The organism is Methylomonas sp. 2BW1-5-20, assembly GCF_052474515.1.
This window is the reverse complement of record NZ_CP184127.1, coordinates 3,044,113-3,067,774: the sequence shown is the minus strand read 5'-3', so window position 1 is coordinate 3,067,774 and position 23,662 is coordinate 3,044,113. Positions and strand designations below refer to the sequence as shown.

General features: G+C 52.8%; 17 protein-coding genes and 1 pseudogene. 10 read left to right on the top strand and 8 right to left on the bottom strand.

The window, feature by feature from the left end:
• Positions 1–8: 8 nt before the first annotated feature.
• Positions 9–3,107 (bottom strand): efflux RND transporter permease subunit, encoded by a 3,099-nt coding sequence (locus ACH50O_RS13995; protein ID WP_446808402.1) that lies wholly within the window; start codon positions 3,105–3,107, stop codon positions 9–11.
• Positions 3,108–3,350: 243 nt separating this feature from the next.
• Here ACH50O_RS13995 and ACH50O_RS13990 point away from each other — a divergent pair, with 243 nt between their 5' ends.
• The 3 genes from ACH50O_RS13990 (at position 3,351) to ACH50O_RS13980 (ending at position 8,772) form a co-directional block, all read left to right on the top strand.
• Entirely contained in the window at positions 3,351–4,346 is a 996-nt protein-coding gene (locus tag ACH50O_RS13990) for a phosphate/phosphite/phosphonate ABC transporter substrate-binding protein (protein WP_446808401.1), read from the top strand.
• Entirely contained in the window at positions 4,343–7,351 is a 3,009-nt protein-coding gene (locus ACH50O_RS13985; protein WP_446808400.1) for an EAL domain-containing protein, read from the top strand. The genes ACH50O_RS13990 and ACH50O_RS13985 overlap by 4 nt, the downstream gene beginning before the upstream one ends.
• A 182-nt stretch (positions 7,352–7,533) precedes the next feature.
• Positions 7,534–8,772: an HD-GYP domain-containing protein gene (locus ACH50O_RS13980; RefSeq protein ID WP_446808399.1), complete on the top strand. Its 1,239-nt coding sequence runs from the start codon at positions 7,534–7,536 to the stop codon at positions 8,770–8,772.
• Between the two features lie 175 nt (positions 8,773–8,947).
• On the opposite strand, the gene ACH50O_RS13975 is transcribed toward ACH50O_RS13980, so the two are convergent.
• Both ACH50O_RS13975 and ACH50O_RS13970 read right to left on the bottom strand, forming a co-directional pair.
• Positions 8,948–10,216, bottom strand: coding sequence for a sensor histidine kinase (locus ACH50O_RS13975; protein WP_446808398.1), 1,269 nt, complete (start codon positions 10,214–10,216; stop codon positions 8,948–8,950).
• Positions 10,182–10,826, bottom strand: coding sequence for a response regulator transcription factor (locus tag ACH50O_RS13970; protein WP_446808397.1), 645 nt, complete (start codon positions 10,824–10,826; stop codon positions 10,182–10,184). Before ACH50O_RS13970 ends, ACH50O_RS13975 begins: the two co-directional genes overlap by 35 nt.
• A gap of 278 nt (positions 10,827–11,104) precedes the next feature.
• Between ACH50O_RS13970 and ACH50O_RS13965 the strand changes: the two genes are divergently transcribed.
• Both ACH50O_RS13965 and ACH50O_RS13960 read left to right on the top strand, forming a co-directional pair.
• The gene (locus tag ACH50O_RS13965; RefSeq protein ID WP_446808396.1) at positions 11,105–12,037 is read left to right on the top strand and encodes a PEP-CTERM sorting domain-containing protein; all 933 of its coding nucleotides are present in this window, start codon (positions 11,105–11,107) and stop codon (positions 12,035–12,037) included.
• A 163-nt stretch (positions 12,038–12,200) separates the two neighbouring features.
• Positions 12,201–13,037 carry a hypothetical protein gene (locus ACH50O_RS13960; protein WP_446808395.1) on the top strand — a complete coding sequence of 279 codons (837 nt, stop codon included), beginning with the start codon at positions 12,201–12,203 and terminating at the stop codon, positions 13,035–13,037.
• A 169-nt stretch (positions 13,038–13,206) separates the two neighbouring features.
• Here ACH50O_RS13960 and ACH50O_RS13955 read toward each other — a convergent pair whose 3' ends face one another.
• Positions 13,207–14,070: a VPLPA-CTERM sorting domain-containing protein gene (locus ACH50O_RS13955; protein WP_446808394.1), complete on the bottom strand. Its 864-nt coding sequence runs from the start codon at positions 14,068–14,070 to the stop codon at positions 13,207–13,209.
• A 357-nt stretch (positions 14,071–14,427) separates the two neighbouring features.
• On the opposite strand from ACH50O_RS13955, the gene ACH50O_RS13950 reads away from it, so the two are divergent.
• From ACH50O_RS13950 to alr, 3 genes are all read left to right on the top strand, one after another.
• Complete coding sequence (locus tag ACH50O_RS13950; RefSeq protein WP_446808393.1) at positions 14,428–14,748, top strand: hypothetical protein; 321 nt, start codon at positions 14,428–14,430, stop codon at positions 14,746–14,748.
• A gap of 166 nt (positions 14,749–14,914) precedes the next feature.
• The gene (gene dnaB, locus ACH50O_RS13945; protein ID WP_446808392.1) at positions 14,915–16,309 is read left to right on the top strand and encodes a replicative DNA helicase; all 1,395 of its coding nucleotides are present in this window, start codon (positions 14,915–14,917) and stop codon (positions 16,307–16,309) included.
• Positions 16,306–17,448 carry an alanine racemase gene (alr, locus tag ACH50O_RS13940; RefSeq protein ID WP_446808391.1) on the top strand — a complete coding sequence of 381 codons (1,143 nt, stop codon included), beginning with the start codon at positions 16,306–16,308 and terminating at the stop codon, positions 17,446–17,448. The genes dnaB and alr overlap by 4 nt, the downstream gene beginning before the upstream one ends.
• Here alr and ACH50O_RS13935 read toward each other — a convergent pair.
• Complete coding sequence (locus tag ACH50O_RS13935) at positions 17,424–18,218, bottom strand: DUF2797 domain-containing protein (RefSeq protein WP_446808390.1); 795 nt, start codon at positions 18,216–18,218, stop codon at positions 17,424–17,426. The two genes, alr and ACH50O_RS13935, sit on opposite strands and share 25 nt — an antisense overlap.
• 299 nt (positions 18,219–18,517) lie before the next feature.
• On the opposite strand from ACH50O_RS13935, the pseudogene ACH50O_RS13930 reads away from it, so the two are divergent.
• Positions 18,518–18,862 (top strand): annotated as a pseudogene (locus tag ACH50O_RS13930) (inorganic diphosphatase).
• A 19-nt stretch (positions 18,863–18,881) separates the two neighbouring features.
• Here ACH50O_RS13930 and ACH50O_RS13925 read toward each other — a convergent pair.
• From ACH50O_RS13925 to ACH50O_RS13915, 3 genes are all read right to left on the bottom strand, one after another.
• Positions 18,882–19,646: a diguanylate cyclase domain-containing protein gene (locus ACH50O_RS13925; protein WP_446808389.1), complete on the bottom strand. Its 765-nt coding sequence runs from the start codon at positions 19,644–19,646 to the stop codon at positions 18,882–18,884.
• Between the two features lie 357 nt (positions 19,647–20,003).
• Entirely contained in the window at positions 20,004–20,861 is an 858-nt protein-coding gene (locus tag ACH50O_RS13920; protein ID WP_446808388.1) for a transglycosylase SLT domain-containing protein, read from the bottom strand.
• A 460-nt stretch (positions 20,862–21,321) separates the two neighbouring features.
• Positions 21,322–22,299, bottom strand: a complete 978-nt coding sequence (locus ACH50O_RS13915) for a hypothetical protein (protein ID WP_446808387.1) — start codon at positions 22,297–22,299, stop codon at positions 21,322–21,324.
• 608 nt (positions 22,300–22,907) lie between these two features.
• On the opposite strand from ACH50O_RS13915, the gene ACH50O_RS13910 reads away from it, so the two are divergent.
• A complete protein-coding gene (locus tag ACH50O_RS13910) occupies positions 22,908–23,639 on the top strand; it encodes a hypothetical protein (protein ID WP_446808386.1) in 732 nt (243 codons plus the stop codon).
• Positions 23,640–23,662 lie beyond the last annotated feature (23 nt).

The window sequence follows — 23,662 nt, the reverse complement described above, 5'->3', positions numbered from 1 at the left end:
TCTTTCCACTAAACCTGCTTCTCAAAAGCCACATCAAACCGGCCATAACGCTGCAAAATCGCCGGCAACAGCAATAAATTCAATATGGTCGAAGACACCAAGCCGCCGATGATGATGGCGGCCATCGGCCCCATGATTTCCCGGCCCGGATTATCGCTGCCGATAGCGATCGGCAGCATGGCCAGTGCGGTAACCAATGCGGTCATCAGGATCGCCGGCAGGCGTTCCTGGGCGCCGCGAATCAAGGTCTCAGTCGACCAAATCTGGCCTTCGAGTTCAACCAGATGCCGGTAATGCGAGATCAGCATGATGCAATTGCGCACGGTGATGCCAAATAGCGTAATAAAGCCGACGAAGGAGCCGACCGACAGCGTGGCGTCGGTGATCACGACCGCGGCGACGCCGCCCAATAAGGCAAACGGCAGGTTCAGCAAGGTCAGCAGCATATGCCGCAGGCTGCCCAGTGCGATAAACACGAAAATCAACACGCCGGCGCCGGCCAGCAGGGCGTGAATAATCAGTGTCTCGCGGGCCTTGGCTTGTTCCAGCGCGGCGCCGATGAACTCCGGGTAGCTGCCGTCGCGCCAACTTAGCTCGTTTTGTACCCGCTGTTTCAGCTCCGCCATAAATGCGTCCATGTCGCGGTCTTTTACCTTGCTGGTGACGGTCTGAATCCGCTGCGCGCCCTGGTGCAGAATGTTGTAACGGCCTTCATCGTGGCGAATTTCCGCGACTTCTCCAAGCAGTACCCGCTGGCCTTCGCTATTTTTTAACGGCAACTGAGCCAGATAGTCCGGCTGACTGCGCCATTCCGGCGCCAGCGCCACCGCGACATTGAAAATCCGGTTGCCTTGCAGATTTTTACCGACGATGCGGCCCTCGTAAGCCGTTTGCAGCGCGGTCATCACCTGCGCCGGGCTGATGCCGCGAAACTTTAATTGTTCCAGATTCAATTCGACTTGCAGCAAGGCCGTGGCCGGTGGTGAGCGTAGTTGCACATCTTCCGCGCCGGGGATGGTATTGATTAGAGCGGCGAGTTGTTGGGCTTTGCGGTCCAATTCGGCTAGATCGTTGCCGTAGATATTGACGACCACCGGCGCGGTGTAGCCGGAAATGGTTTCGTCGACCCGTTCGGTCAAAAAGGTGTTGGCTTCGTAATTGATACCGGGGAACTGTTCCAAAATGTCGCGCAAGTTGTCCAGCACCTGTTGCTGATCCGGGCCGGCCAAGGGTTTTAGCCGTACTTCGTATTCGCTGTAATGACTGCCGTAGGTATCGGCGCCGCGTTCGGCGCGGCCGGCCCATTGCGATACCGACTCCACGCCGTGAATGGCCATGATGCGTTCGGTGAGTAAGCTGCCGACGCGGATGGATTCCGGCAACGATGTTCCCGGTACGCTGGCTGTATGCACGATGAAATGGCCCTCGCGTAATTCCGGCAGAAATTTATGATCCAGGCGTAGAAAGGCGGCGATGCCGATCAAGCAGGCAAGCGCGCCTATTACTGCCACGGTCTTGAAATGGCGGATTGCCCAGAGCAATTGCATGGCGTACAGCGGTTTAAGCCGCCGCAACACGGGCGGGTCGCTGTCGTCCGGTAATTTGTTCAGGAAGAGTAAGTGGCATAACGCCGGGGTTAGCGTCAGCGCCACCAGCAGCGACATCAAAATCGCCAGAATATAGGATACGCCCAGCGGGGCAAACAGCCGGCCGCTGACGCCATCCAGTGTCAGCAGCGGCACAAACACCAAGGCGACGATGAAGCTGGCGTAAACCACCGAGCTGCGCACCTCCAGCGAGGCGTGATAAATCACCGTTTCGGCGCTGTCAGGGAAGATTTTTAAACGGTTTTCGCGCAGGCGTCTAAAGATGTTTTCGGTGTCGATGATGGCATCGTCCACCACCTCGCCCAAGGCAATCGCCAAGCCGCCCAAGACCATGATGTTCAGATTGACGCCGCATTCCAGCAGTACCAGTGCGGCGGTCAACAGCGACAAGGGAATGGCGGTGGCGGCAATAAAGGCGCTACGCAGATTGAATAAAAACACGTACAGCACTGCCAGCACGAATAGGCCGCCGATCAGTAAATGCCCGGACAGATTATGCACGGAGGTTTCGATGTAATCGGCCGGCCGAAACAGATGTGAATAAAAATCCACCGCCTGTTGTTTGAAGATCGGTTGGAATTCTTCAAGCACCGCTTCCACTTGCCGCGATACCGATAAGGTATTGGCGCCGTATTGGCCGATCACCATCATCACGATGCCGGGCTTGCCCATGATTTGCGCTGCGCCGATAGGCGGTTCCGGACCGTAAGCAATTTGTGCGACGTCGCCCAGCGTGATGTTCATGCCGTCTTGGCGTTTGACGATCAGTTGCTTGAACTGTTCGGGATTGGCCGGCTGGCCGCTGATTTGCAAGGTAAAACGCTGATTGGCGTTTTCGATAAAGCCTGCGCCGTTCATTTCCGCCGCGCCGGCTGCCGCAGTGACAATGTCGTCTATCGACAGATTAAAACGTTGCAGGGCCGCCGGTTGTAACTGCGCCTGTAATTGCTGAATGTCGCCGCCGAACACATTCACGTCGGCGACTCCTGGTACCGCGAGCAGGCGAGGGACTAGAGTCCAGTCCACCAGGCTGCGAAGCTCCATCAGGGTCTTGCTGTCGGAATGCATGCCTATCGTCAATACCGTGGCCGACGAGGACGACAGCGGTACCGCAACCGGCGTGCCTATGCCAGCCGGCAAGCGCTGGCCCAGACTGTTCATCCTTTCGCTGACCAATTGCCGATTGCGGTAGACATCGCTGTTTTCGTCGAACGTCGCGGTGACAATGGACAAACCTTGGATAGACTGCGAGCGTAAGGTTTGTAAGCCTATCAGACCGCTGATGGAGTTTTCGATTTGTTGGGTGACCAGTACTTCCACTTGCTCTGCGGCCAGGCCGGGTGCTTCGGTCTGGATGATGACTTGTTTCGGCGAGAACTCCGGGAAAATATCCAGGCCGGCGTTGGTCAGGCGGTAAATTCCGTAAGCGAATAGCAGTAGCGCTAGGGCGACGACGATGCCGGAATAACGAATGGAAAAACGGACCAGGAGTGCAAGCATGAAGTTGGGAACGGTTAATGTAGCGGGCTATTGTGCCTGTTTGCCCGGCGTTGGTCTATTGCAGGCCTACGCATTAGATTAGGGGCAAGTCGGCAACAAGAATAGCGTCAGGTAGTAAGGATTGGTTTTTCCGGCTTTTTCTCGAAACGCCGAATTGCGCACACGCTGCTGTATTTATCGACTATTGTATGAAGTCGTGAATGGCTTGCGGTCGTTGTCGCGGCTTTGGCAAAGAGGTAGATCATGTCGGTCCCGAATTTGTACAGATGTGTTTTGTTGGTGTTGGTGTTGGTATTGGTTTGCCAGCCGACGCGAGCCGAGGATGATGCGCGGGCGGCTAACGGCACCACTGTCGGCGATTGGTTGAGCCGGCAATGGCAACGAATTGTCACGCCAGCCGCCAAGGCCAGTTACAGTCCCAGTTTTAGCGACCGCAGCCCGCGGCCGCTAAAAGAATATATCGTCGGCATTCATCCGCTGCATAATCCGAAGCGGCTGTTTGCCGTATACGGGCCTATCGTTGAACGTATTAATCGCGATTTGCCCGAGGTGAGAATAAGGCTGGAAGCGTCGCGCAATTATGAGGAATTCGATAAAAAACTCTACAGCGGCCATTTCGATTTCGCGATGCCCAATCCTTATCAAACCGTGCGCTCGCTAGCGCATGGCTACCGTGTATTCGGCAAGATGGCCGACGACGAGGATTTTCGCGGCATCATTCTGGTGCGCAAGGATAGCGGTATCCGCCTGATCGGCGATTTGAAAGGCAAGGCCATAGCCTATCCGGCCGCCACCGCGCTGGCGGCTACCATGATGCCGCAACAATATCTGCATAGTCATGGCCTCAACATCAATACAGATATCGAAAACCGTTATGTGGGTTCCCAGGAATCGTCCATTATGAACCTGCTGCTAGGTGATGTTGCCGCCGCGGCCACGTGGCCGGTGCCCTGGAAAGCCTTTATGGTCGAACATCCGGAGCAGGCCGCGCAGTTGGAAGTCAAATGGCAGACCGAGCCTATGGTAAACAATGGCTGGGTCGTCCGTGCGGACGTGCCGGCCACTTTGGTCGAACGCTTTGCCAGGCAACTGTTTAGTCTGCAAAACGACGAAGCCGGCCGCAACTTGCTGCAAGCAGTCCCGGTTTCGCATTTCGAGTCGGCTACCGAGCAGGCCTATCAGCCGGTGCGGGCCTTTTTGGAGAACTTCAACCGTACGGTACGGCCGATCGAACAATGAGTAACTGTCCGCGCCTAGGCTTTCGACATTGGATAAGAGCGTCGTTGAAACGGCAACTGGCGATAGCGTTCGGCAGCGTGGCTTTGACGGCTATGTTGGGGCTGGCGGGTTTGCTGTTGCGGCAACAGTGGCACTTTCTCGACGAGGCCAACATTCGCCGGGCCATGGCCTTGGCAAACGGTCTGGCCCGCAGCGGCGAATCCTGGGTATTGGCCAACGACCTCGTTGGACTCGATGAAATTGTGCGGGGCTACGCCGATATGCCCAGCCTGGAGCGTATCTTCGTGCTGGATCCGAGCGGCAAAGTATTGGCATCGACTAAACCCGGAGAAGTGGGACGCTATGTGAGTGATGCTGTCAGTCTGGAGTTGCTGACGCAGGTGCCGCAAACTCGAGTCGTGATCGTCAGCAGTAATCTGATCGATGTCGCGGCGCCTGTCATGGTTGAGCAACGGCATGTCGGTTGGGCGCGAGTGGAATTGAATCAACACGATACCAAGGCCAGTTTACGCGCGTTGGCCGTCAATCATTTCGAGTTTATTGCGATTACCTCATTGGTGCTGATGGCCTCCTCGCTCTGGCTGGGGCAGCGGATGAGCGATCGTTTGCGACAATTGGGCGGCGTAGCCCAGCGCATTGCCGACGGCGAACGTTCGGTGAGGGCGGCCAATGGTGGTGCTGCCGACGAAATCGGCCATTTGGCCGACAATGTCAATCATATGTTGGACACCATCAGCCGCTCCGAGCAAGATCTTGGCAAGTTAAACCGGGTTTATGCGGCTTGGACCGAATGCGTCAATACCATAGCCCGCGAGCCAAGAGAATCCGTATTGCTCGAACGGCTTTGCCGGATTTTGGCGGAAACCATAGGTTTACGCTTGGTATTCATCGGTTTTACCGATGTCGGAGGCGATTGGGTAGACATTGCTGCTGCCAGCGATTGGGACATGTCTTTTTTGAAAGCCTTGAAGGTGTCCGCACGTGCGGATAGGCTGGAAGGCCAAGGTTCTTGGGGGCGGGCCCTGCGTAGCCGGCACCCGGAAATTTTGAATGACTTTCAATCCTCGCCCAGCACCGAACTTTGGCACGCGGCGGCGGCAGCGGAGTCGATCCGCTCGGTCGCCACGTTTCCGTTATCACGCGGCGGCAAAGTTGTTGGCGGGATTGCGGTCTACTCGGTCGAACTGGATTTTTTCAATGCCGACATGATCGCGTTGCTAAACGGTTTGAGTCTCGATATTTCCTTGGCGTTGGATAATATCGATCGCGAAACTCTTCGCCGGCAAACGGAGACCGAGTTGAGACTGGCGGCGTCGGTGTTCGAAAATAGTCAGGAAGGCATCATCATTACCGACGCGGAACAAGTCATCATCCGCGTCAACTCCTCTTTCTCCAGCCTGAGCGGATACAGTGCGGAGGAAGTCCTCGGACAAACGCCGCGAATTCTGGCTTCCGGCCGTCAAGACCGGCTGTTTTACCAGGCCATGTGGGAGCGCATTGCCACGCAGGGCTATTGGCAAGGCGAAATTATCAATCGGCGCAAAAGCGGCGAGCTGTTTCCGGAATGGTTGTGCATCACCCGTGTGCTGGATGCGGAGGGCGGCGTTACGCATTACGTCGGTACTTTTGTCGATATCACCGATCGAAAACTCGATGAAGAACGGATACACAAACTGGCGTTTTACGATCCGTTGACCCAGTTACCCAATCGCCGTTTACTGGTGGAACGTTTACGTCAGGCTTTGGTGGAAAGTCAGCGCAGCCAGTTGTATGGCGCGCTGATGTTCATGGATCTGGATCGCTTCAAGATACTAAACGATACCCAAGGCCACGATCTGGGCGATCAGTTATTGATCGAGGCCGGTAAACGCATCACCGAATGTGTGCGTGAACAGGATACCGTGTCCCGGCTTGGCGGGGATGAGTTCGTGGTAATGCTGGAAGCCTTGAGCGAAGATCAGGGTAGCGCCATTGCGATTGCGCAACGTATCGGCGACAAGCTGCTGGCAGCCCTCCGCCAACCCTATCAGCTGGCTAGACTTGACCGCGAAGGCTTGCCGGTATCGGTACTGCATCACTCCAGCGCGAGTATCGGCATGACCTTATTCCGGGGGACGGCGGTTTGCGGTGACGATTTGCTGAAGCAAGCCGATGTGGCGATGTATCAGGCCAAGCAAGCCGGGCGTAATAAATTATGCGCCTACAATACTCAGATGCAGGCACACATCAATGCGCGCGCCGTGCTGGAAACCGAGCTGCGCCAAGCTATGCAAGATCGGCAATTTACCCTGCACTACCAGGTTCAGGTGGATGTCGTTGGCAAAATCATCGGCGCCGAGGTTTTGTTGCGTTGGCGTCATCCGACGCGCGGCTGGGTGGCGCCGGACGAGTTCATTCCGCTGGCTGAAGAGACCGGGCTGATCAATGAGTTGGGCGAATGGATTTTGGCCGAAAGCTGCAAAACGCTGGCGGCTTGGGCGCAAAACCCGGCAACGTGCGGATTGACGTTGGCGGTAAATGTCAGTGCCAAGCAATTCGGTCAAAATCATTTCGTGGAGCAACTGACAGGATTGTTCGAACGCTTTGGCTGCAATCCGCAACAATTTAAACTGGAAATTACCGAAAGTCTGGTGCTGGGCGAAGCCGAGGAGACAATTGCGGTGATGCATAGGCTGCGGAATTTGGGCGTGAGTTTTGCGATGGACGATTTCGGTACGGGCTATTCGTCCTTGGCTTATTTGCAACGATTGCCATTGTCGCAGTTGAAGATCGATCGTTCGTTTGTCCGCAATTCGGCAACCAATAATAACGACGCCGCCATCATTCGCACGATTCTGGCATTGGGCGAGAGTTTGGGAATAGCCGTGATTGCCGAAGGCGTGGAGACCGAGCAACAGTTTGCCTATTTACGGACCTGCGGCTGTCACTATTTTCAAGGTTTTTTGTTCGGCGAGCCTGAAGCGCTGCCCGATTTCCAACGGCGGATCGGCAGAGGAAGCGAATAAGTGCGGGATGTGCTGGCTGGTGTTTCCAGGATAAACAAAGCGAAGGGGCGTCGTGCAAACCGGGCGCAGATAGTCGTCTCCAATCAAACTCCGTATTTCCCGCCTATTTTATGTAGCTGCTTTGCCGAACCGGTAAAAGTGGGTTAGCATCGTGTCTATCACCTCACTATGGAGTCCAGAATATGGATAGTCAGCATATCGATTTGCACCGCTCGATTATTTCCTTGAGTTGCGCGCTGGATTTGGTCGGTATCGATGAAGTGAAGCATGGCAAGCGGGTGGCGATGATGGCCTGGCATATTGCCGGTAAACTGGATTGGCCGGCGGTGGACAGATTGAGTATTTTGTATGCCGGCATGCTGCACGATTGCGGAGTGGCCAAGGTGCGCGAGCATCGGCAATTGACCGAGTCACTGGAATGGGATGGTGCTGAGGCGCATTGCTTACGCGGCGCGGAGTATCTGGAAGCCTGTCCGCCCCTAGCATATCTGGCGGAAGAAATTCGTTACCATCACACGCGGTGGGAGGATTTACTAGAGTTAGCGCTGTCGCCCAGGATTAGGTTACGTGCCAATTTACTGTTTTTGGCGGATCGTATCGATGTACTGCAGGCGCCGTATCTGGCGAGTGAGCAAATTTTGGTGGCCGCGCCGAAAATTGTCGAACGTTTACTAAGTTATTCGGGATCGTTGTTCGCGCCGGAATTACTGACGGTGTTTGCCGAGTTGGCGAAAAGTCAGGCGTTTTGGCTGGCGATGGACCCGGATTATCTGGACGAGGACTTGCGAGAGCTGGGGCGGGATTTGCCAACGGTGGACTTGGCTTATCCGTCGTTGCGGGAAATGGCGCGGCTGTTCTCGCGGGTGGTGGATGCGAAAAGCCCTTATACCGAGCAGCATTCGGAGCGAGTCGCGCAAATTGCCCGGCAATTGGCTCTGGATTTGGGGGTAACAGGCTGCGATCTGGATCAGGTGGAAATTGCCGGTTTGTTGCACGATATCGGCAAGCTGCGGGTTTCCGAGGATATTATCGATAAGCCGGGCAGTCTGACCACCGAGGAGCGGGCCTGCATGCAGCGGCACAGTTACGATACATACCGGATTTTGCAGCGGGTATTTACCGACTCCAAGATCCCGCAATGGGCGGGTTTGCATCATGAAAACCTACTTGGGGATGGTTATCCGTTCAAGACTATCGGCAAGTCATTGGAACTGGAGTGCCGGATTATCAGTGTGGCCGATATTTTTCAGGCCTTGGCGCAATCGCGGCCGTATCGGGAGGGCATGCAACTGGCGGAAATACTTGAGTATTTGCGGCAGAGAGTGGAGGACGGGGTGCTGGATGCTGAAGTCGTCTCGAAGTTAGCCGAGAATTCGGATCACTACTACGAATTGGCTCAGGGTGATTGCCTGATGGATTAGTGCCTGATGTGAGTTATTTTCGTGCAAATATCAAGCGTCATTAGTCATTACACAAAATAGGTCTTCGGCCATTGCCGGCTCAAGTCTTCATGCGGATGGCCTATTTTTGCGAAGTGGATTTTCGATGAACTTTAACAATAACGAATCGACTTGACCCGAACGACTACTGCCTAAACTATCTTAAAATAGGGAGGCATAACTTTAGACGGGTGCCTTTTCCCTGCACACTTTCGATCTTTAACTCACCTCCTAAATATTCCGCACGCCGATTCTGGTTGCGCAAACCGCGCCCCAAGGTGGCGGTATTTAGGTCGAATCCACAACCGTTGTCTTCAATATAAATTTCGACATGATCTTCCGATACTCGGGTGGCCAATCTTACGCGGTCGGCGCGAGCATGCTTAAGCACATTGGCTAAGGCTTCTTGCACTAATCTCAGTACATGCAGGGCGTCAGGCGGTTCCAGCCAGGGCAGTTCCGGTAAATCATGGATGTCCCAGTCCAAAGTTAGGCCGGCATCTGCCAGGCGCGGCCCCATGCGATAACGGATTGTGGCTAACAAAGTCACCAGATCATGCTCCATCGGCTCCAATGAGTCGATCACCAAGCGCAGGTCATCCACACAGCCGCGCAAGGCGTCGATGACGGCTGATTGCGGCAAATCGTCACGTTCAATGGCGCACAGAGTAGCCAATAGAGTCGAGCCCAGGCCATCGTGCATGTCATACATCAACCGTTGCCGCTCCAATAATAAGGCGTTTTCACGCTCGACACACACCAATTGCTTCTGCTGCCGAGTCAATGCTTCGTTAAGGTCCCTAGCACGGTGGCGTTCGGTCATTGTGTTGTGGATAGCCGCTTGCATCCGCAAACCATATAAAAGAACCAAGCTTATTACTGCCAGAAAATAACCCGCGTAGACCAACTCGCTACGGAAGGCCAGCGCCGAGGTGTTTAGCAGCATCACCGGCAGTACTGCGCAAATCAGCATCTTTTGTGTGCAAGGCGAATTAACCACGCAAAACACCAGCATCAAATTGAAAAGACTGACGTAAGCAAATACTGTCGGTATTGGCGGAGATAACAGCCAGGGCAGCGAACCCCAGACGATGCCGCTAACAGCGCCCGAAAACAATAGCCACGGCATATAGCGAGGAATCGCCTTCACTAAGGATTCCTCGGATTCCATTTTCCACGAGACAAACGATTGCGCTAAATAGTTACCAAAGGCCGCTATACACCAAACCAATTGCAAATGCCGGGGCCAATACTCGCCCCAAACATACAAAACGGCCATGGTAAGCAGCGATACCGCCAGCAAAGACATGCGCCAGTGCGCCAAAAACAAGGCCACTGCATCGACACGGGTTCGCTCTCTCAGGCTTTCCTCTAAAGCCACCGTATTCGATTCAATCACGCAACAGCCCCAACTTGCGCGCTTCATAAATCGCTTCGCTCTTGCTGTGGACCTGTAATTTCAGATAGATGCGTTTCACGTATGTGCCGACTGTGTTGCTGGACAACTGCATCAAGCCGGCGATTTCTTCGTAGCTATAGCCCTTGCTGCTCATTTCCAGCACTGTGCGTTCCTGAGTCGACAAGCGTTGCGTCTCCAAGAATTCACCACCGTTGTTCTGAAAGCGCTTGATCAGCAGCTGTCGGGCTATCGCCGGGCTAATCGGGCTGCCGCCCTGATACAAGGCCCGAATCTGTTCGACAATATCCAAGCTGCTCGCGCCTTTGAGTAAATATCCCGTGGCCCCTGCTTCGATACATTGCAGCACATGGCGTTCATCGCCAAACACGGTGATCACCATTACATCGCAGCGTGGCAAAAACTGCCGGGCCCAGCGGATCAATTCGATACCGCTGCCGCTGGGTAAGCCAATATCAACCAAAAGCACATCCGGTTTAGTCTGTTCCAGCAGGCGGCGTCCGGCCGGCAAATCGTCGGCCACGCCCGCTAAACGCAAATCGGCGGCGCTAGCAATGGCATCAGCAAAAGTCGCGCGGAATTGCGGGTCGTCTTCGACGATAAGGACAGAATGGCTCATGGTTTGAGTCTATCACTCAACGGCGGCCCTGGTGATCGTTACCCTGGAAAAACTTTAGGATTTGTCCCGCCTATACGGGACAGGGCTGGCTAGACAAACGGGCTTGGAAACAGAAGAATGTGCTCGTGTTCACAACCCAAGGTAATTCGTTGTCAGCATCACAGAGCTCCTGGTCGCGTGCTGGTATGCCGAAACTCAGTGGATCTTAACCCATAAAACCCAGCCCGCAGATTGCGTTCAGCCGGGAGATTTTTGTAAATAACGCCCAAGAGGAAAATATGCAAAGCAACGCCATACCCATCAATTCAATGCTGCTAACTATGCTGTGCTGCTCGGCTATATCCACTGCCCATGCCGGTTATGCCGCAATATCTCTCGATGCTTCAGCCCAAAATTATATTTATGACTTTGCTACTTACACCGGCGTTGCTAACAGTGTTCAGACGCCTGGCAATTGGGGCGATGTAGCCAATGGCTACTATGATACCGGTGACGTGGTGGGTGACAGGGGTAACCATGCGGGTGTTAGTGGCTCCATCTACACCAATGTCGCGCCGATAATCTCGCTACAAGGCTATGCGGTTTCGGCCGCTAACGGGCCACATCATTGGGTCTATGAGGATAGATTAAGCGCTAGCTTCTCGGGCGCAGGCACCATCGGATACCTTGTCAACGTCACTGGTCCAGGTGGCTATGTTCCTGTTTTTATCTCGGGTAAGACATACGGTCATAAGACCAGTGGTGTTGGCTTTGGCGGAGAGATTAAGAGTTATCTCGACTTGCAAGAAGTTAAGGCAAATGGGATTTTCGATTCACAGGCCGATGCGGCGACTTCAACCTATAACCACTATAACGCATCAAATGGAGATTATAACTACCATGCCAATTTCGGGAATGAGTTTGGCAAAAACAATGACGATAGCTTCTCGACTTCGTTTGTTTACGAGATTTATGTCCAGGCGAATACGACTTTCAAATCGTTGATGACGGCCAGTATTCAAGGGCTTGCCGGAGAAGGTGACGGCCAAGCGTCGGTTTATATGGATCCCTACTTCTATATAGACCCGGTCTGGCTGCAATCTCATCCTGGGTACAGCTTGCAAACTGAATCGGGATTCGGCAATTCAGCCGCAGTACCCGTGCCCGGTGCAATCTGGTTGTTTGGTTCCGGCTTGTTGGGGTTTTTGAGTTTGAAGCGTCGGCATAACTGAAATTGAAGCGGTCGTTTTCAGTGCTGAAGGTTATCCGTTTGACAGTATTTGCCAGGCTGATAACCATAGTTCAGCGCTTTAAATCCTCATTTTGTTACATTCGCATTCGGCAATTGCGGCTTTGTCTTCTGTAACGCCGCGCCTTTTAAGAGAAATATTGACCATGAAATTGTCCCCAATTCTAGCGACACTGGCACTTACCACGGCGACGGCGGGCAGTTACGCTAGTCCGGTAACAGTAACGGCGAACTTTACCCAATTCACTATGGGCGGCTTCGCCAGTGCAGCCGCTACCTTCAACAACCAACTATCGGTCAATGGCACACCTATTGATGTTTGCGGCGGCGATTCCACGTGCGCGGGTGCTATCAATAACCCCTCTAGCATAACCGTCGGCCTATCGGGAAATTCAGTCAGCTTCGGATACGACCAAAACCGGTTTCCGACAGCGCGCATGAATGAATTTTCCTTCAGCGGTAGCCCGGTGGAGGTGGCTGGCCTGGGCCCTGAAAACCCGTTCAAGCTGGGCAGTATTACTTACACCAATGGTATGTTCTATTCATTGGCATTTCTGGACTTTACCCTGACCACCCATTCCAATGACGCAGCTTTGGACAATCACATTTTCAGTGGCCGTATCCGTTTAGATACCAACCAGTCTCTTACTTTTCCCGCCGATCCGTTTGTTGAGGCCGATTATTTTACCGTGAGCCAACAAGGGGGCGGCACGCTGACTACCATGGGTAGTGTGCGGGTATACGATTATGGCTATTGCCCCGCAGGTACCGGGCCAGCTTGCAATACGGGTTCCGTTGACTTAATCGGACACATCAATTCACTTGACTTGGACAATTTTGCCAATCCTACCGGCGGCGCTTTTTTAAATGCCAGTACCACTTCAACGCTCGCACCGGTGCCGATAACACCTGCAGGAATACTTTTTGGGTCCGGCTTATTTGGTCTGCCAATATTCAGAAAAAGGCATAATGCTAGATTATGATAACTTGGTCCGATGACTGGCAAAGCGGGCGATGCGGTAACGGGTTTGTTTGCAATTATCCTCAAACTGATTAAGTCTCCCCGGTTGGCGGTTTGATTTCAAGTTGTTTCGTTTTGCGTCAATTTAGCCTCAGGTTGTTTGCCTAGTGCGCCTAAATTTACGCCTGGTTTTAACTTAAATACCTGCCTATTTGGCGCCGGCGAATGGCGGCAATTCCCGCCAACGCCGAACCGAATAAAAGCAACGATGGCGGCAACGGCACCGTCGCCACTGAGTCATCAAATCCTTGTGCCCTCACTCGGGAAGGGTCGCCGTGGCGCCCTTTACGCTTCTGATTATCGAGACCTTCTAATTCTCGTTGTTCAGGCGTCAGAGAAGGTATTGGCGGCGGCTGGTCCAGGGCAATTAGCGTAATCGGCGGATCAGAGGGCGACGATGTTGACGGGGTTGGCTGCACCGTACTTGGAATGGTCGTCGGTAACGCCTCGTTAAATCCAATGTTGTCTATTGAGAAATCCCATAAATTGCCGGCATCGGAAGTAATAGTAATCACCGACCCGGCCGCCGCAAATCCTATTTGACTGGTTCCACTACTAAGATTTGGCGCCAGTAAAAATGAGCTGGAATGTCCAAGGTTATCTGAAACGGTATAGGTCACGTTAAAAACCTGTCCGTTATACACATCCAGGTAGAAGTTAGAAATCGGATTTGCAAATTTCAGAACAATGGCAGGCGAATAGGCATGAGCCGGTGCCGGATAAGTTGTACCGAAAAATGCAGTGCCATACAGCGAAGTATGGTTTGCCGGTAAAAAGGTCTCATTAGTCAATACCGTCCCACCGGTAATTGAAACCGTTGGCGTAGCACTATCTCCCGTTGCAATATTCAAATCTCTTGTTGGGCCGGCCGAAAAATAGGTATCGGGGCCAACAAGCGAGAGCGAATCAAAGTCGATAATTGAAGCGTTCGCACCGCCACTGGTCGTTGCTGCACAGCAAGCAATTGTGGCGCGTAAAATGTTATGAATATTCATCAGTCATTCCCGAAATAGAATTGAAATCATGGGTTCCTAGGCAGTGAATCCGTCACGCCACATGAATAGTTCATTCTGACAAAGTACTTTTTGTATTTTCGGAAAATCGCAAACTTGAAAAGTTACCGAGAAGCCACGCTAGCGCAGGCAGCTAGGCTGTGTTAGCCCATGTCTCTGCGACTTGCGACCTCATAGAAATATCCAATATCAATAATCGCTCGATTCTGTCCGCAGCCGTTAAAAGTTAAGACGCCTTTAAGTTCATCTGGGTAGTTTAAAGACCAGTTCATGGGATAGTCACCCGCTTGGTGAACAAGATGAAAGCATTTGCGTTAACTTTTGAATAAGGATCGTGCCGTGAAAAAAATGACAGCGATTGGATTAGTGATGATTTTTACCAGTGGAACAGTGATGGCTGATGGTTTTAGATTGGTTTATGGCTATGACAGAGTCGATGCCATGGCGGACAGAGAAATATACGCTATAGATGCCCAAGAACAGGCAGATGTCATGCACGAACTCAGAGAAGGCGACTACAGGGAAGCACAGCAAATTATCCAGCAAGATGAAGCTATTAAGGACGAAATTCGTCGAGAGGAAGCAATGTACGACGCTGCCCGAGACATGAATAGATTCAACGCCGGTTACGGCGGGTACTATGACTACTCCGGATGGTAATAAAAGCGGGACCGTTCCTTGCCTCAAACCAGAACGCTCTATTGCTTTTTACGGCGAGATCCGAACGACAGTAAGCTTTTGCGCGCCTCGGCGGGAGTTTGCCGCTGCCGCTATTGGGGCATAGCCGGGTATAATCCGCCGCTATTGTTTGCAACCGTTCCGTGCCATGTCCGAAGATTATTATTTCACTCCCGATCAAGCTGTCGAATCCTTAAAAGTGCCGCCGCATTCCATTCAGGCCGAGCAATCGGTATTGGGTGGCCTGTTACTGGACAATCAAACCTGGGACTCGGTGGCGGACAAGGTGGTCGAGAATGACTTTTACCGCCGCGATCATCGCCTGATTTTCCGGTCCATCGCTCAACTGGCTGAAAAGCAAGACCCCTTCGACGTGGTGACTTTATCCGAAATACTGGAAACCACCGGTGAGTTGCAGGATGTGGGCGGTCTGGCCTATTTGAGCATGCTGGCGCGGGACACGCCCAGCGCCGCGAATATTGTCGCTTATGCCAATATTGTCCGCGACCGTTCGGTGCTGCGGCAATTGATTCATGTCGGTACCGAAATATCTGATTCGGCGTTTACCACCGAAGGCCGGGAAACCGCGGATTTACTGGAAAACGCTGAGCGCAAGGTATTCGAAATTGCCGAACAACGCCAGCGCGGCCAGGGTGGTTTCCATTCCATCAAGTCCTTGTTGGCCAAAGCGATCGATAAAATCGAAACCCTTTACGAACTGGACGGCGATATAACCGGGGCCAGTACCGGCTTTACCGATCTGGACGAAAAAACCTCCGGCCTACAGCCATCCGACTTGATCATCGTCGCCGGCCGGCCGTCCATGGGCAAAACCACTATCGCGATGAATATGGCCGAGAACGTGGCGCTGAAAAGCGGTATGCCGGTGGCTGTATTCAGTATGGAGATGCCGGGCGAAGCCTTGGCGATGCGGATGATGTCGTCGTTGGGCCGTATCGATCAACATAAGGTGCGCACCGGTAAACTGGACGACGACGATTGGCCGCGTTTGACTTCGGCGATCAACCTGCTCGCGGAAACCAAGATGTTTATCGACGACACGCCGGCCTTGACACCGACCGAGGTCCGTTCCCGCGCCCGCCGTTTGACCCGTGAGCATGGGCAATTAGGTTTGATCGTGCTGGATTATCTGCAATTGATGCAATCGCCATCCAGCGGCGACAACCGGGTGCAACAGATTTCCGATATTTCCAGAGGCCTAAAGGCTTTGGCCAAAGAGTTGAATGTGCCGGTTATCGCGTTGTCGCAGTTGAATCGGAATCTGGAACAACGCCCCAACAAACGGCCGGTTATGTCCGACTTAAGGGAATCCGGTGCGATCGAGCAGGACGCCGATTTGATCATCTTCGTTTACCGCGACGAGGTGTATCACGAAGACAGTCCGGACAAGGGGATTGCCGAGGTGATCATCGGTAAGCAGCGGAACGGACCGTTGGGTACGGTAAGGCTGACTTTTCTGGGGCAATATACCCGCTTCGAGAATTTTGCCGGCGTCTATAACGGCCCGGAGGATTACGAATGACGCCTGCGGCTTTTGTGCGTTTGGATTTGGAGGCAGTGCGCCACAATCTGGCGCAAGTAAAGCGTTACTCGCCGGACAACAAAATCATGGCGGTGATCAAGGCCAATGCTTACGGGCATGGCATGGATCGGGTGGCTGGCGTATTGGATTTGGCGGATGGCTTTGCGGTGGCGCGGGTGGACGAGGGTGTCAGACTGCGTCAGGCCGGATTTAAACAAGCCATCACCGTGTTGCAAGGTTTTGTCTGCGTGGACGAATTGCTGCAACTGTTGAAGTTTCAACTGGCGGCGGTAATTCACACTCCACAGCAACTCGCCATTTTACAACAGCAAGCTTACGCCGTAGGCAAACTTGCGGTTTGGTTAAAAATGGATACCGGCATGAATCGCCTGGGTTTTAAAGGCACCGACTTCAGTGCCGCTTACCGGCAATTGCAGGGTTGCGCGCTGGTCGAACAACCGATCAATCTGATTACGCATTTCGCCAACGCAGATGATTTGCTGGACGATAAAACTCGCCGGCAAATCGATTTGTTTAACGATGCGGTAAAAGACTATCCCGGCGCATGCAGCATTGCTAATTCCGCGGGGATTATCGGTTGGCCCAATGTCCGTTTCGGTTCCGCTCAGGACAGGGCCAGCGATTGGGTGCGGCCGGGATTGATGCTATACGGTTGTTCGCCGTTTGCCGGCAAAATAGGCGCGGATTTTGGGTTAAAACCGGTGATGAGTCTGCATTCCAGGCTGATCGCGGTAAAGGATGTAGCGGCCGGGGAAACGGTGGGCTATAGCGGTACTTGGCAGTGCCAAACCGCGACCCGCTTGGGGGTGGTATCAATCGGTTACGGCGACGGCTATCATCGCCACACCAAAAGCGGCGCGCCGGTGCTGGTTAACGGCCGGCGGGTGACGCTGATCGGCAGGGTGTCCATGGATATGATTACCGTCGATTTGCACAGTCAGCCTGACGCGCAACCCGGCGATCCTGTCACCTTATGGGGCGAAGGGCTGCCGGTCGAGGAAATCGCCCGCCATGCCGATACCATCCCTTACACCTTGCTATGCGGCATTACTCAGCGGGTGCAAGTGATTGAGCAAGGTTTGAGCGACGACCTTCAGACTGTTACTTCCACTTCATAGCCGGCAAATTTGCGTATATTGATTACGCCGGTATCGAACAACAAATACTGGCCCTTGATGCCTTCCAAGATGCCGGACACCAGCGGCTCTTTATCGAAATTAAACGATTTCACCTTGCTGGGGTATTGCAACACCGGGTAGTCCAGGTTCAGGGATTCGGCATCGCTGAGCAATTGCGGCGGACTGTCCGGAAACTGCGCGGAGATGCCTTGCAATTGATCCGCGCATTCCTTCAGCAATTGATCGCGGACGGCGGCCAAATCTAAGGGTACGGTGTTGTTTTTCAGCATTTGCTGCCAGCTGGTTTTATCGCTGACATGTTGCGCCAAGGTTACCTCGATCAAGCCCGATAGATGGCGGGATGCGACTTTGAAAACCGGTAAAGCTTGCACCGCGCCTTGGTCGATCCAGCGGGTTGGAGTTTGCGATTGCCTAGTGATGCCGACTTTGATGCCGGAAGAATTGGCCAGGTAAACGATATGCGGTTGAAAGCAAAACTCCTCGCCCCAGCTTGGTTCGCGACAGGTGCCGGCGGCGTAATGGCAGGTTTCCGGTTTCATGATGCACATATCGCACTGCGCCAGCTTGATGAAGCAAGGGTAGCAATAGCCTTGATTGAAGCTTTTGTTGGTTTTTTTTGCGCAATGCACGCAAAAAATCTGGCCGCTGTAGCGTAGCGACAGTTTTTTACCCAATAAGGGGTTCAATTCGATTTCCTGTTCGCCGATTGGCAAGCGGTATTGCACTGGCTCGGCCAATGCGCTGGTCATTTTTCGCAGACTGCCTAACACCTTATTTAATCCCGATAGCCCAATAACGGCGGCTATAATGACAGCGTTTTCAGCTTACTCAAAGAGGAATTGATGTCATTTATGCAAGTTGCCGCCGGCGGCAATATTCCCTTCGAAATAAATGTGGTGGTCGAGATTCCTGCGTTCAGCGATCCGGTCAAATACGGAGTGGATTAACACACCGGAGCCTTAACCGTGGACAGATTCATGGGCACCGCGATGCAATTTCCTGCAATTACGGTTACATCCCGCAAACCTTGTCCGAGGACAGCGACCCGGTGGATGTGATGATCATCACATCCACGCCCACGCCTTTGCTAAGCGGTTGCGTGATCAATTGCCGGCCGGTAGGTGTTTAGAAAATGATAGACGAGGCCGGTCCGGACCCTAAATTGCTGGCAGTGCCGGCGCCGCGCTTGACGCCGTTTTACAATCATGTTGCCGATTACAAAGACTTGCAGCCGGATAAGCTGGCTAAGATCACCCACTTTTTCCAACATTACAAAGATCTGGAAGAAGGGAAATGGGTCAGCGTGGAAGGCTGGGGCGGGATTGAAGATGCGCGGCAGGACATTTTGGCTAGCGTCGGCCCCTACAATAGCTGGCGTAGCGGCCGCCGCTGATCCGGTTTTCCGGGGACATTCAATTTTCTTGTGAGAGTTTCATTTTTTTTGCGCGATACATCGCGCTGTCGGCTCGTTTGAGTAAGTCGGTACCGCTTTGACCATCGTTGTGATAGATAGCCGCACCGATGCTGGCGGTGATTGAAACCGGTTTGCCATTGATGATGCAGGTTTCCGCCAACTGGGACTGGATTTTTTCTATTACCGCCGCGACACTGTGATCGGCTTCGACTTCGCCCAACAGTACCAAAAATTCGTCGCCGCCGTAGCGGCAAGCGGTATCGCCATAACGAAGGCAAGCCGATAAGCGTCCCGCTACTTCTTTCAGTAACTGGTCTCCAGCGGCGTGTCCGAGTTCGTCGTTGATGTTTTTGAATTCGTCCAGATCGATAAATAACAGCGCGACCGGTTGTTGCTGGCGATCGGCTTGGGCCATGGCTTGCTGTAGTCTATCCTGCAACAAAACTCGATTGGGGAGGCCGGTTAACTCGTCGTGATGGGCGCAATGCAGCGCTCGTCTGTAGTTTTCGTTACTTTCCAGCAGTTGCTGTTCCAAGGTTTTACGCGCATCGGCAAGGGATTCGATTTGCCGGCGGGCATCGGCCAGTTGCTGTTGGCTGATCGCCAGCGCACGTTCCAGCGCGGCAATCTCAGTGCGGCTTTGGTTTAATTGGCAACATGCGCTGAGGCTTTCGCATTCCGGTATGTGGCTGAGCCAACGTTGGGCGATACCCGATGAAATCGCCGTTGGCTTGTGGGGTTGATGCCTGATTTGCATATCCATCACAGCACCTCCATCAGAACGGATAGCGCAACGCCGGTTGAATCGATGGCAGCCACTGCTGCGACGGATAAGATCGAATTATCAACTTTCATGGCAAAAACCTTTATGAATTGAGTGGCCAAAAATCTCGTTAACCGAGGATTGTTGGCTTTATAGGATCAATTCTTATGCCAGGAGTTTTGGTCTTGAGAGTGGCTGTAGTTAACTACTTGTTGTTTAAAGGATTTGTAGCGAATGAAAAGATCGGATGGGAGCTAGGTAATGCGATGTCTTGGGACTCAGGGGATACGGCATGTCGTCAGTATTACGAAATACCGTATTTCTAAGCTTCGGTAGCTTAGGCGAGTTGGCGATAACTTAGGTTTTTTGTTCGATAAGCAGATTTTTTTGCAGTTCTTGCGGCGGTACCGGATGAGTCGGTTTTTGATACGCAGCCAGAATTTGTTTCACATAGTTGCGGGTTTCTTGATAGGGAGGGATTCCCTGATAGCGTTCTACCGCGCCTTCGCCGGCGTTATAAGCGGCCAGCACTAAATCGACTTTACCTTCGAAATGCCGTAACAGCCAGTGCAGATAAGCGGTGCCGCCTTTGATGTTTTGAATCGGATTCCAGCTGTCTTTCACCCCAAAACGCTCAGCGGTTTCCGGAATCAGCTGCATCAGACCTTGGGCGTTTTTGCCGGATAACGCGCTAGGGTTGAAAGCTGATTCGGCTTGAATTACCGCCATGATCAGTTGTGGATCGATACTGTAAATCGGTGCAATCTCTTTAACCCAGGCTTCGACCAGTTCGCGCTTAGGATTGGGTTCGGCAACCAGTTTAACTTTGGGTTCCGGTACCTGCGGTTGGCAGGCTGGGTCGTCACTGGGGGTGACATCGCCAAAACGGGTTAGCATTTGTTGCGCATGTGTGTCGCCATGCTCTGCGGCTAATTTAAACCAATGACTGGCTAGCGGAATGCTGCGGGCTACGCCACGGCCATTGAAATACATAAACCCCATGCTGTAAGCCGATTCGGCATCGCCTTGTAACGCGGCCTTGCAGTACATGTCAAATGCTTGGCGATAATCTTGCTTGACCATCCGGCCGTGTTCGAAATCCGCAGCGGTTTTGCGGATTTGTTCCAGATTAGCCGGCGCCACGTCCTGGGCGTTGCCGATCTGGGCGGCGAGACCTAAACAGATGGCAAGTAGCGATTGGCGTTTCAAGTTCATAAAATTCTCGATCTGTATTGCTGAGACTAGGCTCTTCTAAACCCGGCCGGAAAAGGATTAAGTCGTCAATCCTCCAAGCTTCCAGCTACCGTATACATTGCAAGTGCTTGATCGCCCTTATGGCCGAGATTCCATGCAATTGCACAAATTGCATCCCGTGGGATGTTGGTAAACCTTGAAGTAGTTCCGGGGCGGCCGAGGGTGTTAGCTTTATCGGAACTGCTTCAAGGCTGACCGCACTATACCCTCTGTTTCGCCGAGGCTATATTGCCCATATGGGCAGGTCAGTGTGGCGGGAATATATCACAGGGCTGGGTTTGGGGCGATTTAAAGGATTGTTTTTGTATGGGTTATGGCAATGTATCCATAACAACGGTGGGTTTTGAGGTTGGTCCCATGAAAAATATTTGTGCTTGGGCTATTTAGCCTACGGCATATTCAGAAACGAATGACACAAGGATCAAGCTGGCAAGAATATCCCCTTCAATTCTTCCGGTACCAAGGCGTAATTCCGCCATATCCGCTCGACATCGTCCTGGTGATGCGGCCCAAAGCGGTTTGGAAATTTCTTTAGCAAGGCCACTCCGTTGGTCATTTGTGCGCGATGTAACGCGGCAACCGCCTGAATCACCAGCAACAAATTGTCGTCGGCGATGGGGGCTTCCCGCTCCAGATAATCATTGACCATAGCGGCCAGTTCGATGGACGGCATTTGTACCGGTAGAAATAGCATCCACTTTTCAATTTCATGATCGGACGTGGTACGCATCACTTCGCCCAGGGTTTTATAGATAGGTGTCTCGCAACGCGAATAAGCCCAGAGATAATTTAATACCCAGCCCCTGTCTTCTGCCGTCAAGTTGCCCATCTGTAACACCGGTTCCGCCTGACGCCGCAACTCGTCGGCCACATCCAACAGTTGATACTTGCCGACAAAATCACTGGCCAGATATTTCAGATTGGGATGGCTTTTCGGTTCTACCCAGGTATTGAGAATTTTGATGATCTCCTTGGGCCGCATATTTACCAGGGTGTCGAAAAAATCCATGCTTTCGGTAAAGGTGTACTCGTTGCTCTCCGGTCTGGCCGGATACATCAGGGTTGGCGTCTGATTGATCTGGCTGGCTATCTCCTTCAACAAGCGGAATACTTCGACAGGCGTAAGTACGCTATAGGCTTTGAGCGCCTGATAAACCTGCTCCTGGCTCTCATGCAGCAAATTCTTCAAAATCTCTTCGCGAAACAAGTGCGAGGTATATTCATAGGTCAAGCCGATGACTACCGCCACGATCATGGCGATCGACAAATGCTCGGCCCAGTTCTGCAGCACCTTCGGCAGCATCGGTTCAAAATATTTCAAGAAAAACGCGAACAACAAAATAATGCCAAAGATCAGAAAAGGCACGGCGGCATAAGACGTGTGGTTAGTGGATCGCATGATTGTTCCTCAAAGAAATCCTGATTGGCAGGCTGGCCTTTCGTAAGCCATTTGGCATTGCTTGTTGGTTTATCCTGCCGGGATAAAGGTGATTCCGGTGTTTACCGGGCACGGCAGAGGCTTGAGCTTATCAGCTTTAGATGTGTGGCATACGGTGTAAGTGATTAAGTTTTCGTTAAATTTGGAGGAGGCTTCGGGCTCGCCGCGTTTAGTGGCCTGGGTATTTGGAAATGAGGTGTCGCTGGAGGGGGTTTCACGGAGTGTGCAACGTGTGGCGTGGCGGTTATGACGCAGAAAGTCTCCGGCGAACCGTTTGGCAGGCCGGCGGGTGAAACTTTATGACTTGAAAGCCATTGCTGTCGGTTTGCAGCGCCAAGGCGGCCCGCAAACTCGAGTTCACGACCGGCAGCAAGCACAGCCGGCAGGTATATGAAAATCGACTACAACAGTGCTTTACCGTGGCGATGCCAAATCCATACCGCTAAACCGAAGCAGGACTTTTCAACGATCTTGACTGGAATATTTTCAAAAGCCGTCCGACACAGATATGATTCCTTTGCTGGTTTTGGCAAATGATGCCCGCAACAATTCCTTTATCGAGCAAACACATGACTAATTGCCTGTATTGCAACACTCCCTTGAGTAGGCACGAGCAATTCGCCGGCACCATCTGCGGTAACTGGCGCTGTCGAGAAAAGTTTCTGGAAAACCAGTTGGCTGGCTATCGTCGCGAAGCTGCCCAAGCGTTGGATCTTGCCCAAGCCGAAACTTTTCCCATTGCCGTTGTGCCGTATTGGGAGCCAAAATTAGTCCCGCTAGCACCGGAAGACCGTCAACTGCTGGCGGATTTTTTACACGGGCTGATTGTCTCGGAGTTCTCCGAGGGAGTATCCAGCGAGCTTATGTTAGATTCTAGCCAGCCGGACTCTCCCGATATGACCGCTCAACTAGGTCTGGTGTGTGCCGTATGCCAGGGCTTCTGCTGTTTTCATGGCGCGGCCAATAATGCCTTCCTCGACCATAAGACGCTAATGCGTTTCGTAACTGAAAAACAGGGCCTGGAACTATGCGAAGTGGTGTCTATTTACCTGGATTACCTGCCTAAAGAGCATTGTCACAACGCCTGTCTATACCAGGGCGAGCAAGGCTGCGTCCTGCCCCGCGAAATGCGCGCGGATATCTGTAACAACTATCAATGCGGCGGTTTGCGAACTGCCCGCGAACGGTTCGCGACAAGTGCAGATAACCGTGCTTTCGTCGTCGTCCGTCACGACCATAAAATCCTGCGCTCGGCGTTCATAAACGGCCCCTCAATTCTTCACTACCCGCCTAAAGCATGATTTTGCGTTCAACTCCCCGGCTT

What these genes read in the sequence shown, in the direction of transcription:
- ACH50O_RS13995 (WP_446808402.1), bottom strand. Translation starts at nt 3,107, where the DNA reads ATGCTTGCACTCCTGGTCCGTTTTTCCATTCGTTATTCCGGCATCGTC.
- ACH50O_RS13990 (WP_446808401.1), top strand. Translation starts at nt 3,351, where the DNA reads ATGTCGGTCCCGAATTTGTACAGATGTGTTTTGTTGGTGTTGGTGTTG.
- ACH50O_RS13985 (WP_446808400.1), top strand. Translation starts at nt 4,343, where the DNA reads ATGAGTAACTGTCCGCGCCTAGGCTTTCGACATTGGATAAGAGCGTCG.
- ACH50O_RS13980 (WP_446808399.1), top strand. Translation starts at nt 7,534, where the DNA reads ATGGATAGTCAGCATATCGATTTGCACCGCTCGATTATTTCCTTGAGT.
- ACH50O_RS13975 (WP_446808398.1), bottom strand. Translation starts at nt 10,216, where the DNA reads ATGAAGCGCGCAAGTTGGGGCTGTTGCGTGATTGAATCGAATACGGTG.
- ACH50O_RS13970 (WP_446808397.1), bottom strand. Translation starts at nt 10,826, where the DNA reads ATGAGCCATTCTGTCCTTATCGTCGAAGACGACCCGCAATTCCGCGCG.
- ACH50O_RS13965 (WP_446808396.1), top strand. Translation starts at nt 11,105, where the DNA reads ATGCAAAGCAACGCCATACCCATCAATTCAATGCTGCTAACTATGCTG.
- ACH50O_RS13960 (WP_446808395.1), top strand. Translation starts at nt 12,201, where the DNA reads ATGAAATTGTCCCCAATTCTAGCGACACTGGCACTTACCACGGCGACG.
- ACH50O_RS13955 (WP_446808394.1), bottom strand. Translation starts at nt 14,070, where the DNA reads ATGAATATTCATAACATTTTACGCGCCACAATTGCTTGCTGTGCAGCA.
- dnaB (WP_446808392.1), top strand. Translation starts at nt 14,915, where the DNA reads ATGTCCGAAGATTATTATTTCACTCCCGATCAAGCTGTCGAATCCTTA.
- alr (WP_446808391.1), top strand. Translation starts at nt 16,306, where the DNA reads ATGACGCCTGCGGCTTTTGTGCGTTTGGATTTGGAGGCAGTGCGCCAC.
- ACH50O_RS13935 (WP_446808390.1), bottom strand. Translation starts at nt 18,218, where the DNA reads ATGACCAGCGCATTGGCCGAGCCAGTGCAATACCGCTTGCCAATCGGC.
- ACH50O_RS13925 (WP_446808389.1), bottom strand. Translation starts at nt 19,646, where the DNA reads ATGGATATGCAAATCAGGCATCAACCCCACAAGCCAACGGCGATTTCA.
- ACH50O_RS13920 (WP_446808388.1), bottom strand. Translation starts at nt 20,861, where the DNA reads ATGAACTTGAAACGCCAATCGCTACTTGCCATCTGTTTAGGTCTCGCC.
- ACH50O_RS13915 (WP_446808387.1), bottom strand. Translation starts at nt 22,299, where the DNA reads ATGCGATCCACTAACCACACGTCTTATGCCGCCGTGCCTTTTCTGATC.
- ACH50O_RS13910 (WP_446808386.1), top strand. Translation starts at nt 22,908, where the DNA reads ATGACTAATTGCCTGTATTGCAACACTCCCTTGAGTAGGCACGAGCAA.